At 71.0% G+C, this 16,082-nt stretch carries 17 protein-coding genes; 10 read left to right on the plus strand and 7 right to left on the minus strand.

What is annotated here, in order from left to right:
* On the minus strand, nt 1-499 hold a 499-nt coding region (locus tag ACVNF4_RS20715), incomplete at its 3' end, for a GAF domain-containing protein (RefSeq protein WP_461804340.1).
* 198 nt (nt 500-697) lie between these two features.
* Here ACVNF4_RS20715 and ACVNF4_RS20720 point away from each other — a divergent pair.
* A complete protein-coding gene (locus ACVNF4_RS20720; RefSeq protein ID WP_461804341.1) occupies nt 698-2,422 on the plus strand; it encodes an AMP-binding protein in 1,725 nt (574 codons plus the stop codon).
* A 330-nt stretch (nt 2,423-2,752) separates the two neighbouring features.
* Nucleotides 2,753-4,303, plus strand: a complete 1,551-nt coding sequence (locus ACVNF4_RS20725; RefSeq protein WP_461804356.1) for an AMP-binding protein — start codon at nt 2,753-2,755, stop codon at nt 4,301-4,303.
* A 348-nt stretch (nt 4,304-4,651) separates the two neighbouring features.
* On the opposite strand, the gene ACVNF4_RS20730 is transcribed toward ACVNF4_RS20725, so the two are convergent.
* The gene (locus ACVNF4_RS20730; RefSeq protein ID WP_461804342.1) at nt 4,652-5,458 is read right to left on the minus strand and encodes a TIM barrel protein; all 807 of its coding nucleotides are present in this window, start codon (nt 5,456-5,458) and stop codon (nt 4,652-4,654) included.
* Between the two features lie 128 nt (nt 5,459-5,586).
* On the opposite strand from ACVNF4_RS20730, the gene ACVNF4_RS20735 reads away from it, so the two are divergent.
* From ACVNF4_RS20735 to ACVNF4_RS20765, 7 genes are all read left to right on the plus strand, one after another.
* Nucleotides 5,587-5,913: a hypothetical protein gene (locus ACVNF4_RS20735; protein WP_461804343.1), complete on the plus strand. Its 327-nt coding sequence runs from the start codon at nt 5,587-5,589 to the stop codon at nt 5,911-5,913.
* Nucleotides 5,914-5,964: 51 nt separating this feature from the next.
* A complete protein-coding gene (locus ACVNF4_RS20740; protein ID WP_461804344.1) occupies nt 5,965-6,213 on the plus strand; it encodes a hypothetical protein in 249 nt (82 codons plus the stop codon).
* Nucleotides 6,210-6,572 (plus strand): helix-turn-helix domain-containing protein, encoded by a 363-nt coding sequence (locus tag ACVNF4_RS20745; protein ID WP_461804345.1) that lies wholly within the window; start codon nt 6,210-6,212, stop codon nt 6,570-6,572. Before ACVNF4_RS20740 ends, ACVNF4_RS20745 begins: the two co-directional genes overlap by 4 nt.
* A gap of 81 nt (nt 6,573-6,653) precedes the next feature.
* On the plus strand, nt 6,654-7,163 hold the full coding sequence (uraD, locus tag ACVNF4_RS20750; protein WP_461804346.1) for a 2-oxo-4-hydroxy-4-carboxy-5-ureidoimidazoline decarboxylase: 510 nt from the start codon (nt 6,654-6,656) through the stop codon (nt 7,161-7,163).
* Nucleotides 7,160-7,471 (plus strand): hydroxyisourate hydrolase, encoded by a 312-nt coding sequence (gene uraH / locus ACVNF4_RS20755; RefSeq protein WP_461804347.1) that lies wholly within the window; start codon nt 7,160-7,162, stop codon nt 7,469-7,471. The genes uraD and uraH overlap by 4 nt, the downstream gene beginning before the upstream one ends.
* Nucleotides 7,472-7,475: 4 nt before the next feature.
* Nucleotides 7,476-8,375: a factor-independent urate hydroxylase gene (gene pucL, locus ACVNF4_RS20760; protein ID WP_461804348.1), complete on the plus strand. Its 900-nt coding sequence runs from the start codon at nt 7,476-7,478 to the stop codon at nt 8,373-8,375.
* Nucleotides 8,376-8,418: 43 nt separating this feature from the next.
* Nucleotides 8,419-9,789 carry an 8-oxoguanine deaminase gene (locus tag ACVNF4_RS20765; RefSeq protein ID WP_461804349.1) on the plus strand — a complete coding sequence of 457 codons (1,371 nt, stop codon included), beginning with the start codon at nt 8,419-8,421 and terminating at the stop codon, nt 9,787-9,789.
* A gap of 110 nt (nt 9,790-9,899) precedes the next feature.
* Here ACVNF4_RS20765 and ACVNF4_RS20770 read toward each other — a convergent pair whose 3' ends face one another.
* Together ACVNF4_RS20770 and ACVNF4_RS20775 are read right to left on the minus strand one after the other, a co-directional pair.
* Entirely contained in the window at nt 9,900-10,517 is a 618-nt protein-coding gene (locus ACVNF4_RS20770; protein ID WP_461804350.1) for a hypothetical protein, read from the minus strand.
* Nucleotides 10,518-10,578: 61 nt separating this feature from the next.
* The gene (locus ACVNF4_RS20775) at nt 10,579-11,787 is read right to left on the minus strand and encodes a pyridoxal phosphate-dependent aminotransferase (protein WP_461804351.1); all 1,209 of its coding nucleotides are present in this window, start codon (nt 11,785-11,787) and stop codon (nt 10,579-10,581) included.
* An 81-nt stretch (nt 11,788-11,868) separates the two neighbouring features.
* Here ACVNF4_RS20775 and ACVNF4_RS20780 point away from each other — a divergent pair, with 81 nt between their 5' ends.
* A complete protein-coding gene (locus tag ACVNF4_RS20780; RefSeq protein WP_461804352.1) occupies nt 11,869-12,495 on the plus strand; it encodes a winged helix-turn-helix transcriptional regulator in 627 nt (208 codons plus the stop codon).
* Nucleotides 12,496-12,579: 84 nt separating this feature from the next.
* Here the strand turns inward: ACVNF4_RS20780 and ACVNF4_RS20785 are convergent, their stop codons facing one another.
* The 3 genes from ACVNF4_RS20785 to ACVNF4_RS20795 form a co-directional block, all read right to left on the minus strand.
* The gene (locus tag ACVNF4_RS20785; protein ID WP_461804353.1) at nt 12,580-13,368 is read right to left on the minus strand and encodes a hypothetical protein; all 789 of its coding nucleotides are present in this window, start codon (nt 13,366-13,368) and stop codon (nt 12,580-12,582) included.
* The gene (locus ACVNF4_RS20790) at nt 13,368-14,630 is read right to left on the minus strand and encodes a VWA domain-containing protein (protein WP_461804354.1); all 1,263 of its coding nucleotides are present in this window, start codon (nt 14,628-14,630) and stop codon (nt 13,368-13,370) included. The genes ACVNF4_RS20785 and ACVNF4_RS20790 overlap by 1 nt, the downstream gene beginning before the upstream one ends.
* Before the next feature lie 94 nt (nt 14,631-14,724).
* On the minus strand, nt 14,725-16,082 hold a 1,358-nt coding region (locus tag ACVNF4_RS20795; RefSeq protein WP_461804355.1), incomplete at its 5' end, for an IucA/IucC family protein.

The following is a 16,082-nucleotide window of genomic DNA, read 5'->3' on the forward strand; positions in this document are numbered from 1 at the left end:
CCCCAGCCCTTGCCGCGTCCGGGCCCGGCTGCGGCAAGGGCTGGGGGCGGGCGGCCTCCAGCAGGGACCGGGCCTCGTCCTGCACCACCAGCGCCTGCTCGACGTCCCGCGCCACGTCCACCGCCGCGACCAGCATCCGGTCGCCGAGCGGCATCGCGGTGCGCAGCGCCCCGTACAGCACACCCCGCACCCGGCGGCGCACCACGATCGGCACCGCGAGGACCGACCGGATGCCCTCCTCGGCGACCGCGACGTCGTACTCGTGGCTGATCTGCCGCGAGACCGAGTAGTCGCTCACCGCGATCGGCCGGGCCAGGGCCAGGGTCTTGCCGCCGAGGCCGTACCCGGCCGTCACCGCGAGGCCGCGCAGCGAGGCCGTCGCCGCGCCGCTCATCTCCGTGATCCGCATCCGCCGCCCGCCCTGCTCGACCGGTCCGCCGAACGTCACCGGCAAACCGGTGGTCCGCCGCAGCCGGGCGAGCGCGCCATGAATCTCCATCGTTCCCGACGCGTCCGCTGCCACCCTGCATCCGCCTCTTTCTACGGCTTTGCCGCCGCGCACACCCCCGTTCGGGGGTAGTGAGACCTGCATCACGGATTACACGATGGCAGAGTGCCGCCGGGCAATGGACCGGTACGGAGGGGGAGTGAACCGGAGGAGCACTCTCCGTCGACAAGAGGAGTACAGATGGTGACGATGGATTCGTTTTCTGTGCGGGTTTCCGCCGCTTCCAACCCCTCTGCCGCTTCTGCCGGTTCTCCTGCGGATTCGTTCCGCAGAGCGCGGGACTTCCTGCTCGCCCACCGCGAGGACTACGCCACCGCGTACGCCGGGTTCGAGTGGCCGCGCCCCGAACGCTTCAACTGGGCGCTCGACTGGTTCGACCGGATCGCGGACGGCAACGACCGCACCGCGCTGCACATCGTCGAGGAGGACGGCAGCGAACGGAAGCTGTCCTTCGCCGAGTTGTCGGCCCGCTCGGGACAGGTCGCCAACTGGCTGGCCGCACGCGGGGTGCGCGCCGAGGACCGGGTGCTCGTGATGCTGGGCAACCAGGCCGAGTTGTGGGAGATCGCGCTCGCCGCGATGAAACTCCGCGCGGTCGTCATCCCGGCAACTCCCTTGCTGGGCCCGGTCGATCTGCGCGACCGCGTCGAACGGGGCCGCGTCAAGCACGTCCTCGTCCGCTCCGCCGACACCCCCAAGTTCGCTGAGGTGCCCGGCCGTTACACGAAGATCGCGGTCGGCGCCCCGGTCGACGGCTGGCACAGCTACGACGACGTCCACTCCGCGTCCGCCGAGTTCACCCCCGACGGTGAGACCCTCGCCGACGACCCGCTGATGCTCTACTTCACCTCCGGGACGACCGCCCGCCCCAAGCTGGTCGAGCACACCCACGCGTCCTACCCCATCGGGCACTTGTCGACCATGTACTGGATCGGCCTCGAACCCGGCGACGTCCACCTCAACATCTCCTCGCCCGGCTGGGCCAAGCACGCCTGGTCCAACCTGTTCGCCCCGTGGAACGCCGAGGCGACCGTCTTCATCTTCAACTACGCCCGCTTCGACGCGAGTCGGCTGCTCGCGGAGATGGACCGGGCCGGGGTGACGACGTTCTGCGCGCCGCCGACCGTGTGGCGCATGCTGATCCAGGCCGACCTGAGCACGCTCGCGAACCCGCCGCGCGAGGCCGTCGCCGCCGGGGAACCCCTCAACCCCGAGGTGATAGAGCAGGTACGGCGTGCCTGGGGCCTCACCATCCGGGACGGCTTCGGACAGACCGAGACGGCCGTCCAGGTCGCCAACAGCCCCGGCCAGCGCCTCAAGACGGGCTCCATGGGCCGCCCCAGCCCCGGCTACCGCGTCGAACTCCTCGACCCCGTCTCCGGCGCCCCCGGCGTCGACGAGGGCGAGATCGCCCTCGACCTCTCCGCCCGCCCCGTCGGCCTCATGACCGGCTACCACGGCGACGCCGACCGCACCGCCGAGGCGATGGCCGGCGGCTACTACCGCACGGGTGACGTCGCCTCCCGCGACGCCGAGGGCTACCTCACGTACATCGGGCGCAGCGACGACGTCTTCAAGGCCAGCGACTACAAGATCTCCCCGTTCGAGCTGGAGAGCGCGCTGCTGGAGCACGAGGCGGTGGCGGAGGCGGCGGTCGTCCCCGCGCCGGACCCGGTTCGGCTCGCGGTCCCCAAGGCGTACGTCGTCCTCGCGGCCGGCTGGGAGCCGGGGCCCGAGACCGCCGAGGCCCTCTTCGCCCACTCCCGCAAGGTCCTCGCGCCCTACAAGCGGGTCAAGCGGCTGGAGTTCGCGCCGCTGCCGAAGACGGTGTCCGGGAAGATCCGGCGGATAGAGCTCCGGGAGGCGACTGCGGAGGGGTCGGAGAACGAGTACCGGGAGGAGGACTTCCGGTGAGGGGGAGGAGTGGGGCGGTGGTGTTCCGGGGCGGGGTGTTTCGGGATACGGGGTGTTCGACAAGGGGGGTTGGTGGGTGAGGGATTCCGTCGGTCGGGGTGGTTGGTGGGCGGAAGGTCCGGCTGACACCGCCCGGGGCGGCGGAGCGTTGAGCAACAGGGCTCTTGCGGGCGGGAGTTCGGGTTCTGGTTCCGAATCGTCAGGTGGTGAATGCGTGTGAACGAGGCTCCCGGGAGCGGTGGTTCGCGGGCCGGCGGTCTCGCTCCGGGGGCCCGTCCCTCCCTCTCCTACACCCACGGCACCGGCCCCACCCCCCTCCTCGGCCACACCATCGGCGCCGACCTCGACCGGGCCACGGCCCGCTGGGGCGAGCGGGAGGCGCTGGTCGCCGTGGAGTCGGGGCGGCGCTGGACGTACGCCGAACTCGCGGCGGACGTCGAGGAGTTGGCGTGTGCGCTGCTCGCGAGCGGGGTCGTGAAGGGGGACCGGGTCGGGATCTGGGCGGTGAACACCCCGGAGTGGGTCCTCGTCCAGTACGCGACCGCGCGGATCGGCGCGATCATGGTGAACATCAACCCCGCGTACCGCACGCACGAGGTCGCCTACGTCCTCGAACAGGCGGGCGTCTCCCTGCTCTTCGCCTCACTCACCCACAAGGGCAGCGACTACCGGGCGATGGTCGCCCAAGTCGAGAGCCGCTGCCCGGACCTGAGAGAGACGGTGCACTTCGGCGACCCCGGCTGGGACGGCTTCCTGGCCCGCGCCGGCGCCGTACCGCGCGGTGAACTCCGCGCCCGCGAGGCCGAGTTGTCCTGCGACGACCCGATCAACATCCAGTACACGTCCGGCACGACGGGCTTCCCCAAGGGCGCCACCCTCTCGCACCACAACATCCTCAACAACGGCTACTTCGTGGGGGAGTCGCTCGGGTACGACGAACAGGACCGGATCTGCGTGCCGGTTCCATTCTATCACTGCTTCGGCATGGTCATGGGAAACTTGGCCGCCACTTCCCATGGTGCCTGCGTAGTCGTTCCCGCCCGCTCCTTCGACCCCGCCGCCACACTCAGGGCGGTCGAGCAGGAGCGCTGCACCTCCCTCTACGGCGTACCCACCATGTTCATCGCGGAGTTGAACCTCCCCGACTTCGCCGCGTACGACCTCACGAGCCTGCGCACCGGCATCATGGCGGGCTCCCCCTGCCCCGTCGAGGTGATGCGCCGCGTCGTCGCCGAGATGCACATGGCCGAGGTCTCCATTTGCTACGGCATGACGGAGACCTCCCCGGTCTCCCTCCAGACCCGCCGCGACGACGACCTGGAACACCGCACCGCGACCGTCGGCCGGGTCCTCCCGCACATCGAGGTGAAGATCGTCGACCCCGCCACCGGGGTCACCCAACCCCGGGGCAGTACAGGCGAGTTGTGCACCCGCGGCTACAGCGTGATGCTCGGCTACTGGAACGAGCCCGAGAGGACCGGCGAGTCCGTCGACGCCGGCCGCTGGATGCACACCGGGGACCTCGCGGTCATGCGGGAGGACGGGTACGTCGAGATCGTCGGCCGCATCAAGGACATGATCATCCGGGGCGGCGAGAACATCTACCCCCGTGAGATCGAGGAGTTCCTCCACGGGCACCCCGCCATCCGGGACGTCCAGGTCATCGGCGTACCCCACGAGAAGTACGGCGAAGAGGTCCTCGCCTGCGTCATCCCCCACGACCCCGCTGCCCCGCCCACCCTCGACACCCTCCGCGCCCACTGCGCCGGCCGCCTCGCCCACTACAAGATCCCGACCCGCCTCCAGATCCTCGACGCGTTCCCGATGACGGTCTCGGGGAAGGTCCGGAAGATCGAACTGCGGGAGAGGTACGGGGACTAGGGCCCTCAACTGGGCGGGGGATCCGACGGGTTGGCGGCCTGGTGCGTCGGCGCTTGCCCCTCTCCCTGCCCTGGCCCTCACCCTCCCGCGCCCCCCGAAACGGCATTCGCGGCCGGTTTCCCCCGTGCGCCCCGGCCGCGAACCCGTCCCCCGTGCGGGATCCACCGCCCCCGTTCCGGCAGGCCCCGCATGCACTCAATGTGCCCTGTCTCACGCCGGATCGGAGCACTCCCGTGAGTGTTCAGAGCTTCATTTGAGGTTGCCGTACGCCTGCTACGACCGGTGCGGTAACGCATTTATGCGCCGGTACGACGCTGGTGAGACCGCATACGGCCCCGCCGCCGAAGATCACCGCAGCCACCCGAAGTCCCCGTCCCCGCCCCGGAATTCAAGCCCCACCAGCCCGTCGTACCCCGCCTCCACGAGCCGATCCAGCCAAGCCGCCAGCGGCAGCGCCCCCGTCCCCGGCGCCCCCCGCCCGGGCGCGTCCGCGATCTGGACGTGGCCGGTGACGGCGGCGTACCGGTCGATGGCGGCCGGTACGTCCTCGCCGTTGACCCCGAGGTGATAGAGGTCCATCAGGAGCCGCGCGTTCCCCAGCCCCGTAAGGGAGTTGACCTGTTCGACGACGGTCACCGCGGCCTCGGCGGTCAGCAGCGGATACCTCGGCGACTCGACCCGGTTGAGCGGCTCGACGAGCAGCACCGCCCCCACCCGGTCCGCGGCCCGCGCCGCGTACGCGAGGTTCTCCAGCGCCAGCGCGTCCTGTTCACCGGGGTTCACCCCGTCGACCCGGTTGCCGTACAGCGCGTTCAGCGCCCCGCACCCCAGTGACCCCGCGAACTCGGCGGCGACGTCCACGTTGGCCCGGAACCGCTCCGACTCGGCGCCGGGGATCGACAGCGCACCCCGGTCGGGCCCGGGAATCCGCCCGGCGTAGAAGTTCAGCCCGGTCAGCCGGACGCCCGCGTCCAGGACGGCCCGGCGCAGGGCGTCGAGCCGAGGCGGTGCCGGAGTCGGCTCGTCGACCCACGGCCACCACATCTCGACGTTGCTGAAACCGTTTGCGGCAACGGCCGCCGGGCGCTCCAGGAGCGGCAGTTCGGTGTGGAGGATCGACACGTTGACGGTGTACCGCCGGTCCGCGAGGGCCATCGCCGCTCCAGGGTGCGCATTTCGGATGCCGGAAGACGGATTCTGGCACAGCGGATGCGGAGCCCCCGTTTCCGGACGGCTTCCACAACCCCCTGCGCCCGCCCGCCCCCGTCCGCAACAGTGGACGCATGAGCCTGACGACCGACGGCAGAGCCCCCGGCCCCGTCCGTTTCCACCTCCGCTGCGACCGAGGCGACTGCGCCGCCCGCGCGGTCTTCGAGCTGGTCATCACGGAGCCCCGCCCGGACATCGGGAAGAACCTCATGGGCCACCTCCTGCACGAGGCGACGGCGGCGGTCCCCCACATCACCGAGCTGGGCTGGATCTTCATCCAGGGCGGCGAGGGCTACTGGTGCCCCCGCTGTGCCGGCCACCGCACCGGCCCGCCCCCCGTCACCGTCCTCCAGGACCCGACGGCCCCGGGACGACGGACCAGGCGCCGACGCCCGAGGTGAGGGCCGGGGTGAGGGCTGCCGCCCGACCGGCCCGCGCGTTAGGTTGACCCCGTGCGATTGAGAGTGGAGTTCACGACCGAGCCCTTCGACCTCGACGAGGTGCCCGGACACGCGCTCGCGGCCCGCCGGGCGCTGGACGCGGCGGAGCTGGACGCCGTCGACGTCGGCCCGTTCGGCAACACCGCCGAGGGGGACGCGTCCTCGGTGCTCGGCGCCGTGGACGTCGTGCTGCGCGAGGCGCTGGGGGCCGGCGCCACCCGGGTCACGCTCCAGGTGAACGTCCTGGGGGAGAAGGCGTGACCGCCCCCGACGCTTTCATCACGGCCGTGAAACCCCTGGTGGACGCCATCGGCGGCGAGCTGCTCCCGGCCGACGAGGCCGGCCCCGACGACGTCGTCCTCACCTGGGCCGGCGCCGACGCCGTAGCCGTCCGGCTGCCGCAGCTCGCCGACTCCCTCGATCACATCCTGGCCGCGATGGAGAGAAAACTCGGGAAACCGCTTGCCGACCTGGACCGCAGGGCCAAACAGGAGGTCGTGCGGACGCTGGAGGCGCGGGGGGCGTTCGCCGTACGGCACGGGGTGGAGACGGTCGCGAGCGCGCTCGGGGTGAGCCGGTTCACCGTCTACAACTATCTGAACCGGGAGAAAGGGGCCTGAGGCGGGCGCTCCCGGCTCACGTAACCCAGAATTTTCAACAATCTGTTGACGAACGTTCGTGCGGCGGCGTTAGCTGACGCCGTGACGCCCCCACCCCCGGGCCTGGCCCGCTTCAACACCCTCGCGGAACCCGCCGCGACCGCCGCCCTCCACGCGGTGTGCACCAGCACGGCCTGGGTGCGACACCTGCTCGCGGCCCGCCCGTACCCCACCGCCGAGGCCCTGTACGACGCCGGCGAGACAGCCGTCCACGATCTGGACGACGCCGGACTGGACGAGGCCCTCGCCGGGCACCCGGCGATAGGCCGCCCCCGGCCGGGCGACCCGGCGTCGGCGCGCGAACAGCGCGGGATGGCCGACGCGGACCCGGAGCTGAGGGCGGAGATGCTCGCACTGAACCTCGCCTACCAGGAACGTTTCGGCCACGTCTTCCTGATCTGCGCGACCGGCCTGACCGGAGCCGCGATGCGCGACGCCGCCCGGGAGCGGCTCGGGAACACGCCGGAGCGCGAACGCGAGATCGTCCGCACCGAACTCGGCAGGATCAACCGCATCCGGCTCGTACGACTCGTCGAAGGTGACCCCGCATGACCAGCACCGTGTCCACGCACATCCTGGACACCTCCGTCGGCCGCCCGGCCGAGGGGGTCCCGGTCCGCCTCTTCGTCCGTGCGGACGGTGACTGGCGGGCTGCGGGTGCTTCGGTGACCGACGCCGACGGCCGCTGCAAGGACCTCCCGCCGCTCCCCGAAGGGACCACGCACGCCCGCCTCCTCTTCGAGGTCGACACGGCGTTCTTCCCCGAGGTGGCCGTCGCGTTCGCGGTGGCGCCGGGCGAGCACTACCACGTACCGCTGCTGCTGAATCCGTTCGGCTACTCCGTCTACCGAGGGAGCTAGGACCATGACCCGCGCACTTCTGGGCCAGAACCAGTACGGCAAGGCCGAGACCCGCGTCGTGCGGATCGTCCGCGACGGCGCCACGCACCACATCAAGGACCTGAACGTCTCGATCTCCCTCAGCGGCGACATGACCGAGGTCCACTACTCCGGCTCCAACGCCACCGTCCTGCCGACCGACACCACCAAGAACACGGTGTACGCGTTCGCCAAGGAGCACGGCATCGACTCCGCCGAGGAGTTCGGCATACTCCTCGCCCGGCACTTCGTGAGTTCACAGGAGACGATCCATCAAGCGCGCGTCCGCATAGAGGAGTTCGGATGGGAGCGGATCGCCAACGGAGGAGAGGGCGAGCACTCCTTCGTCCGCACGGGGCAGGAAACCCGCCTGACCCAGGTCACTTTTGACGGAACGTCATGGGAAGTGGTCTCCGGGCTGAAGGACCTCACCGTCCTCAACTCCACCAACTCCGAATTCTGGGGCTACGTCAAGGACCAGTACACGACCCTCCCCGAGGCGTACGACCGGATACTCGCGACCGACGTCACCGCCCGCTGGCGCGTCAACTGGTCCGGCGGGGAAGGGGAGATGCCCGACTGGCAGGAGTCGTACGCGGAGACGAAGCGGCACATCCTCGAAGCGTTCGCCGAGACGTACTCGCTCTCCCTCCAGCAGACCCTGTACGCGATGGGCGCCCGCGTCGTCGAACACCGCCCGGAGATCGACGAGATCCGCTTCTCCCTCCCCAACAAGCACCATTTCCTCGTCGACTTGAAGCCCTTCGGCCTCAAGAACGACAACGAGGTGTACTTCGCCGCCGACCGCCCTTACGGCCTGATCGAGGCGACGATCCTGCGCGACGGCGCCGAGGCGCGCATCCCGGCCGACCTCACCAACCTCTGACCACGCCTCTTTGAACGTGCCTTTTCCCGAAAGGACTTGAGCGATGGCCCAGCGCATCGTCATCGAGAACGCGGCGATCGCGACCGTGGACGCCGACGACACGGAACACGAGACCGGCCACGTCGTCCTGCACGGCAACCGCATCGAATCGGTCGGCGCGGGCCGGGCCCCCGAGGGCCTCACCGACGTCACCCGCCGCATCGACGCGACGGGCCATCTGGTGACTCCCGGACTGGTCAACACCCACCACCACTTCTACCAGTGGATCACCCGGGGCCTGGCCACCGACCACAACCTCTTCGACTGGCTCGTCGCCCTGTATCCGACGTGGGCGCGCATCGACGAGCCGATGGTCCGCGCCGCCGCGCGCGGCTCCCTCGCGATGATGGCCCGGGGCGGCGTCACCACCGCCATGGACCACCACTACGTCTACCCGCGCGGCACCGGCGACCTGGCGGGCGCGATCATCGACGCCGCCCGTGACATGGGCGTCCGCTTCACCCTCGCGCGCGGCTCCATGGACCGGGGCGAGTCGGACGGCGGCCTCCCCCCGGACTTCGCGGTCGAAACGCTGGACGGCGCCCTCGCGGCCACGGAGGAGACGGTCCGCCGCCACCACGACCCCTCCTTCGACGCGATGACCCAAGTCGCCGTCGCCCCCTGCTCACCCTTCTCCGTCACCACCGAACTCCTCCGCCAGGGCGCCGAGTTGGCCCGCCGCCTCGGCGTGCGCCTGCACACGCACGGCTCGGAGACGGTGGAGGAGGAGAAGTTCTGCCACGAGTTGTTCGGCATGGGGCCCACCGACTACTTCGAGTCGACGGGCTGGCTCGGCGAGGACGTCTGGATGGCCCACTGCGTCCACATGAACGACTCCGACATCGAGGCGTTCGCCCGGACGCGGACGGGGGTCGCCCACTGTCCCTCCTCCAACGCCCGGCTGGCCGCCGGGATTGCCCGCGTTCCCGACATGCTCGCCGCCGGCGTCCCGGTGGGCCTCGGTGTCGACGGGACCGCGTCCAACGAATCCGGGGAACTGCACACGGAGTTGAGGAACGCGCTGCTGATCAACCGGTTGGGGGCGCATCGGGAGGCGGCGTTGAACGCCCGGCAGGCGTTGCGGCTGGGGACGTACGGAGGTGCCCAAGTCCTGGGCCGCTCCCGGGAGATCGGGTCACTTGAGGTCGGCAAGCTGGCCGACCTGGTGCTGTGGCGGATGGACACGCTGGCCCACGCGTCGATCGCCGATCCGGTGACGGCGCTGGTGTTCGGGGCGGCGGCTCCGGTGACCGCTTCGTTCGTGAACGGGCGTCAGATCGTGGAGGGCGGGCGGTTGTTGACGGTGGATGAGGAGGAGGTCGCTCGGGAGACGCGGGGGGAGGCGCGGAGGCTGGCGGGGATTGTGGCGGGGTGAGGGGGCTCGACGATGTGCCCCGCCTGCTGGGCCGCTCGGCGCGGACGTACCAGGAGTGGGCTCGCGGCCACTTGGAGGCGTTCAGGACGGCTTGAGCGGCCGGTGGGTGTTCACCTCCTCCGGGGCGAGGCCAGCAGATACCGCTCCCGGGACCGCGCGTCGGCGTGCTCGCTCACCTGCCACCCGGCCGCCTCCAACACCCGCGCACAAGCCGCGAGTTCCGCCCCGTACACCCCGACCGCCGCAGGCTGCGGCGTCGCCCGGACCCGGTACCCGGCGTCTCCCTGATCCGCCCCCGCGGGCCGCTGCCCCGCCGCCTCCAGCGCCAGCGCGGCGGCCCGCACCAGATGCGTACGCTCCCACTCGCACGGCCGCCCGGTGTCACCGTCCGGACTGGTCATCCGCCGCAGTTCCAGCAGCCCCTGCCAGGCGCTGTGCACCTCCCGCGCCCGGGAAGGCCCGACGGGCCCCTCCTCCCCGCCGATCCGCGCGACGAACACCCCGTCGGCGGCCTGCGGAACGGCCGGAGCGGCCTCCCGCGGGCGCTCCTCCCGCACCCGATGCCCGGCCGGCGTCAGAAAGAAATCATGCGGCGGCCGGGGATGCCGGAACGCCAGCCCCTTCTTCACCAGCGCGTCGAGCTGTGCGGCCGTCCCCCTCAACCGTCCGGTAACCGGTTCAGCGGCATCGATCACCCGCCGCTGTGCGGCGCTCGGCGGTCGGATCACATCGCACCTCCTCTCCTACGGGGAAGGCTACGACGCGCCTCTGACAACCGGCTGCGGACCGTTACTGCCGATACCCGCTGAGGAACCTCCCGATCCTCCCGATGGCCGCCTCCAGATCGTCCGCGTGCGGCAGTGTGAGGATCCGGAAGTGGTCCGGGGTGGGCCAGTTGAAGCCCGTTCCCTGGACGACCTGGATCTTCTCGCGCAGGAGGAGGTCGAGGACGAATTTCTCGTCGTCGTGGATGGGGTAGACCTTGGGGTCGAGGCGGGGGAAGGCGTACAGGGAGCCCTTGGGACGGACGCAGGAGACGCCGGGGATCTCGTTGAGCTTGCGCCAGGCGACGTCGCGTTGCTCGTAGAGGCGTCCGCCGGGGGCTGTGAGGTCGTTGATGGACTGGCGTCCGCCCAGGGCCGCCTGGATGGCGTACTGCGCGGGCGCGTTGGCGCACAGGCGCATGGACGCCAGCATCGTCAGGCCTTCGAGGTAGTTCTTCGCGTGCTGTGTGGGACCGGTTACCACCAACCAGCCCGAGCGGAAGCCCGCCACGCGGTAGGTCTTCGAGAGGCCGCAGAACGTGAGGACGACGAGGTCGGGGGCGAGGGCGGCGGCGGAGTGGTGGACGGCGTCGTCGTAGAGGATCTGGTCGTAGATCTCGTCGGCGAAGACCATCAGGCCGTGGCGGCGGGCCAGATCGAGGATGCCCTCGATCACCTCCTTCGGATACACCGCGCCCGTCGGGTTGTTGGGGTTGATGATCACGACCGCCTTGGTCCGGTCGGTGATCTTCGACTCCATGTCGGCGAGGTCCGGGTTCCACTCGGACTGCTCGTCGCAGATGTAGTGCACGGCCTTGCCGCCGGCGAGGGTGGTGACGGCCGTCCAGAGGGGGAAGTCCGGTGCGGGGATGAGGATTTCGTCGCCGTCCTCGATCAGCGCCTGGACGGCCATCGAGATCAGCTCGGAGATGCCGTTGCCCAAGTAGACGCTGTCGACGTCGACTTCGAGGCCGAGGTGCTGGTAGCGCTGGGCCACCGCGCGCCGCGCGGAGAGGATGCCGCGCGAGTCGGTGTAGCCGTGCGCCTGCGGGAGCATCCGGATCATGTCCTGGACGATCTCCTCGGGCGCCTCGAACCCGAAGAGCGCGGGGTTTCCGGTGTTGAGCCGCAGGACGCTGTGGCCCGCCTCCTCCAGTGCGTTGGCGTGCTCGATCACCGGCCCGCGGATCTCGTAGCAGACCTCGCTGAGCTTGTTCGACTGCCGGAACTCCATGCGTCCCTCCGGAAACTTGTGTTGCTTGGTTTTACCAAGCCCCCGCTTGGAAAGTCCAACAACATGTCTAGACTGCGTCGCATGTCACCTCGCCGAAGCTACGACCAGTACTGTTCCGCCGCCCGCGCCCTCGACGTCGTCGGCGACCGCTGGACCCTGCTGATCGTCCGGGAGCTGCTCGCCGGCCCGCGCCGCTACACCGACCTGCACGCCGACCTCCCCGGCGTCAGCACGGACGTACTCGCCTCCCGGCTCAAGGACATGGAACGCGACGGCCTCACCGTCCGCCGCAGGCTCCCCCCGCCCGGCGCGGCGTACGTCTACGAACTCACCGCACGGGGCCGGGAGTTGCTGCCGGTCCTCCAGGCGCTCGGCGAGTGGGGGCAGCCCGAGCTGGGAGAGCGCCGCCCGACCGACGCGGTCCGCGCCCACTGGTTCGCCCTCCCCCTGCTGCGCGCGCTGGAGGGCGAGGGCGTCGTCCAGGTACGGCTCGACGAGGGGGAGTTCCACCTGCACGTCGGCGAAGCGGAAGGACCCGTGTACGGCGACGGCCCCGCTCCCGGCGAACCCGACGCCCGTCTCGTCCTGGACACGGAGACGTGCACGGCCATAGCGCAAGGGGAGTTGACGCTGGACGACGCCGTCCGCACCGGCCGGGTCGAGGTGAGCGGCGAGGGGGTGCTCGCCAAAGCGCTGCGCGACGCATGAACTCTCGCGGACGTGAGAAGAGGCCCACCGGAGTCGATCCGGTGGGCCTCTTCGGCCGGGCCTCTTCAGCGATATGACGGAGTATCAGGCACCCGGCGGCACGCGGGACGGCCGACCCGACCCCCGCGTCAGCGAGTACCCCCAGATCCCCGCGAGCGCGGCCAGCATCGCCCCTATCCCGGTCCACACCCAACGGCTCGACCACCAGCCGGACGCCCACCCGTCCTCGGGCTCCAGGCTGAACAGCGTCGCCTTGGAGTCCTTCGCCTTCGTCACCGAGATCCCCGGCACGAGCGGCTCGGACAGCGACCCGTCGACCGCCGCCGCGCCGCCGATCTCCTTGGAGTCCACGCGGAGTTCGGCGGAGACGGGCAGACCGAGATCGGCGGTCTTCACCCCGACGGTCGTCAGCCGCACGTAGTACGTACCGGGCAGCGGGTCGTTGGCCCACGCCTCCGACCAGGCGCGCACCGTCCGCAGCACGCAGGCGAGCTCCAGCGAGGTGTCGCCCTGCCCGGCGGTCCGCGTCTGCGCGCCGTACTGGCACGCCTGGCGGCGGCGCAGACCGTCGTACACGTCGAGCTGCCAGGTCTGCCCGGTCTGGGCCTGGGGCAGCTTCAACGTGGCCTTGACCGTGGGGCGTTGGCCCGCGTCGGCCGGGAACGACCAGTACATGTAGTCACCGGTCGAACCGCTCGCCGTGGCCGTCTGACCCTGCTCGATCTCCGCCGCCGTACGGAAGGACGTACCCGCGGAGACCGGCACCTTCACGTCGCCGGAGGCGCTCGGGGAGGGCGTGGAGTCGGCGACCGCAGGGGCGGCGGCCAGGCCCAGCGCCAGCAGGGCGGCACTCAACACTCGGGTGATACGCATCAGTTCGTCCTCCACACCGCGAAGCGCCAGCGCGACAGCCAGCCCCAGAGCAGACCCGCCAGGAAACCGACGAGCACCAGCACGCCGAGCAGCCACCAGCCGCGGCCCAGACCGAACGACGCGACGTCGCTCGCCTGCGACGGGGCGTCCACCACGTCCACCGTCAGCTCCAGCGGCAGACCGGGCGTCGTCTTCACGCCGGCAGCCGGGGAGAAGGAGTTGGTGATCTGGATGCACACGGTCTCGGCCGGAGCGTCATCGTCGTCGCTGTCCGCCTTCGGATAGCGAAGTCCCGTCGACAGCACGTCCGTTCGGCCCGTGCCGGACGCCTCGCCGCGCACGATCTCCCGGCCGCTCCGCGTCACCGCCCGCACCAGCAGACCGTAGTTGGGGTTCACGGCCCGGTCCGCCGAGACGCTCACCGAACTGCGCAGCTCCTGGCCCGGCTTGACGTCGACCTTGTACCAGCGCTGCTGCGCGAACTCCGTACGGTCCGTGTACAGACCGGACTTCAGGGCCGGCGCGGTCGCACAGGACGTGCCGCCCTCGGTGGCGACCGGCGTCACCACGGGCGTGGCCGCGCGGTCCACCAACTGGTTGACCTTGTCGGTGAGTTCGGTGGTGTGCTCCACCGACGTGTACGTCCCGCCGGTCGCCTCCGCGATACAGCTGAGCTGCTGGCGCATCTTCGTGTTGGGCACCAGGCCCAGCGTGTCGATGGTCAGGCCGATGCCCTTGGCCGCGATCTCGCGGGCCACCACGCAGGGGTCCAGCGGGGGACAGGTGTCCTCGCCGTCACTGATCAGCACGATCCGCTTCGAACCGGTGCCGCCCTCCAGGTCGTCGGCCGCCGCGAGCAGCGCCGGGCCGATCGGCGTCCAGCCGGTCGGGGAGAGCGTCGCCACCGCCGCCTTCGCCTCGGTGCGGTCCAGCGGGCCGACCTTGTACAGCTGCGAGGTGTCCTTGCAGCCCGTCTTCCGGTCGTCGCCCGGGTAGTTGGCGCCGAGGGTCCGGATACCGAGCAGGACGGTCTCCGGGGTCGCGTCGAGCACCTCGTTGAACGCCTGCTTGGCCGCGGCCATCCGCGTCCCGCCGTCCATGTCCTTCGTCCGCATGGAGCCGCTGACGTCGAGCACCAGGTCGACCTTGGGCGAGAGGGCGGTGGTTTCGTCGGCCGCCGCCGCGGTCGGGAACGCGAGCCCGACCACGAGCGAGGCGAGCAGAGCGCATACTCCCGCCGCCAGCCGTTGTGTTCTGATCATCGACGGATCTTACGGACCAGGGGGGTTCGGCTTCAAAACGGGCCCGCCACGGGGACGGGGAGACGGCCGCCGGGGAACACCCCTGGAAACCGGGTCAGTTCTCCAACGGGTTGGGCAGCAGCGCCCATTGGTCCCCGCGCACCCCGGGCGACAGCCGCATCAGCGTCAACGCCTTCGTGGGGAGCGGCTGTTCACGCAGCGCCGCGAGGTCGGGGGTGGGCGGGAGGTCCGGGAGGGCCGACTCCAGTGCCGTCGCCAGTGCCGTCCGGCCGCCCGCCGTCGAGCCCAGCGCGCCCGCCACCAGTGAGCCGAACAACTTGCTGCGCAGGGCCGTCACGTCGTCGGTGAGGATGCGCTCGGGGAGATCGGGGAGGTCGATTCCGTGCCGGGCCAGGCGAGTCGGGCTCACCCGGATGTCGGCGAGGTCCCGGTACACCAGCCGCAGCGGGGCGCCCTCCGCCGACAGGACGACCAGGAGGTTCTGGCCGTGCGCCTCCAACGCCACGCCCAGATCGAGGAGTCGGAGCCCGACCGTCAGGCAGAGGCGGGCGAAGTCCGCCAACCACCCCGTCCGGGACGGGAGTTCCGTGGTGGCCAGCGCCGCCACGGGCACGATGTGCTCGCCCGGCGCCGCGTACCGCTGCGGCGACTCCCGCCAGACGGCCGCGAGATCGGGGGAGTCGGCCGTCGCCGCGCCCGGGGTGCGGGTGACGTGCAGCAGGCCGTCCGTGCGGGCGGCCACCGTCTCCGCGAACGCCGAGAGGGCCGCCGAGGCGAGGACCGAGCCGACGGAGATGTCCCGCACGGACGAGGTCAGACGCGCGCTGAGCGCCGTCTTCACGTGCGGGCCGCCCTCGGGGAGGGCGAGCGTGCGCAGGGACATCAACGGGTGTGCGGTCAGCCCCGTGTCGCCCGTCCGCTTCAGGACGTGCCGGGCCTGCCACGGGTGCACCGGGATCAACAGCCGTCCGCTGTCCCGCAGTTCCGCCGGCCACTCGCCCGACACGAGGCACTCCTCGACCGGCACCGGGACGAGGCTCAGCCGCACCACCGCGCGGTGCTCCGGGCCGTACGCGAGCTGCTCGGCCACCGAGAAGCCGGGGCGGGAACGGCAGTTGGGGTGGTAGGGGTGGCCGTCGACGACCCGTTGCTCCCACTCCCAGTCCGGCACGGGCCAACCGTCCGACGGCTCCTGCCGGTTCGCCCGCGACAGCGCCAATGACGCCGTGCTGTGCGCGAGTTCGGTCGCGAAACCGGCCGAGTGCGGCACCCCGAGGTCCGTCATCAGCCGCGCGGGATCGTCGTACGCGGTCCCCGCCAGGCCGACGGCGGTGACGTAGCCGTCCGTCGCGAACGGGTCGGGGTGCGGGCCGTGCAGGCGGCGGCCGTCGGCCAGGCGCAGGGTGAGGCCGTCGGCGGCCGGTTCGTGGGCGGCGATCCAGGGCAGCGGCT

It is taken from the genome of Streptomyces sp. S6 (assembly GCF_054880855.1).

Coding starts and splice junctions, on each gene's coding strand:
- ACVNF4_RS20720 (WP_461804341.1), top strand. CDS start 698: ATGGATTCGTTTTCTGTGCGGGTTTCCGCCGCTTCCAACCCCTCTGCC.
- ACVNF4_RS20730 (WP_461804342.1), bottom strand. CDS start 5,458: ATGGCCCTCGCGGACCGGCGGTACACCGTCAACGTGTCGATCCTCCAC.
- ACVNF4_RS20735 (WP_461804343.1), top strand. CDS start 5,587: ATGAGCCTGACGACCGACGGCAGAGCCCCCGGCCCCGTCCGTTTCCAC.
- uraH (WP_461804347.1), top strand. CDS start 7,160: ATGACCAGCACCGTGTCCACGCACATCCTGGACACCTCCGTCGGCCGC.
- pucL (WP_461804348.1), top strand. CDS start 7,476: ATGACCCGCGCACTTCTGGGCCAGAACCAGTACGGCAAGGCCGAGACC.
- ACVNF4_RS20765 (WP_461804349.1), top strand. CDS start 8,419: ATGGCCCAGCGCATCGTCATCGAGAACGCGGCGATCGCGACCGTGGAC.
- ACVNF4_RS20775 (WP_461804351.1), bottom strand. CDS start 11,787: ATGGAGTTCCGGCAGTCGAACAAGCTCAGCGAGGTCTGCTACGAGATC.
- ACVNF4_RS20780 (WP_461804352.1), top strand. CDS start 11,869: ATGTCACCTCGCCGAAGCTACGACCAGTACTGTTCCGCCGCCCGCGCC.
- ACVNF4_RS20785 (WP_461804353.1), bottom strand. CDS start 13,368: ATGCGTATCACCCGAGTGTTGAGTGCCGCCCTGCTGGCGCTGGGCCTG.
- ACVNF4_RS20790 (WP_461804354.1), bottom strand. CDS start 14,630: ATGATCAGAACACAACGGCTGGCGGCGGGAGTATGCGCTCTGCTCGCC.